At 65.7% G+C, this 210-nt stretch carries 1 protein-coding gene; it reads right to left on the minus strand.

Annotation, left to right across the window (positions count from 1 at the left end; genetic code table 11):
- Window positions 1-210, minus strand: a 210-nt coding sequence (locus ACLQ22_RS32240) for a SpnB-like Rossmann fold domain-containing protein (RefSeq protein WP_425695646.1), incomplete at both ends; no start/stop codon positions are given.

Raw genomic sequence — 210 nt, forward strand, 5'->3', positions numbered from 1 at the left:
GTCAGGGCCGGGCAGGGGCAGACGGCCGGTACCGGTTCGGGTCAACCGGCGGGTATACAGTTCACCAGCGCGTACCGCGATTTCTGGTTCGCCGCTGTCGAGCACCGCGGTCAGGATTCTGCCTAGTTCGCCATCGTGGTCGGTGTCATCGTCGAGGTCGAGCAGGATGAATCGGTTGGGGTGTTCGGACTGCGCGGAGCGGACCAGGCC

This window comes from Micromonospora sp. DT178, assembly GCF_049841695.1.
In the GTDB taxonomy this organism is placed as follows: domain Bacteria; phylum Actinomycetota; class Actinomycetes; order Mycobacteriales; family Micromonosporaceae; genus Micromonospora.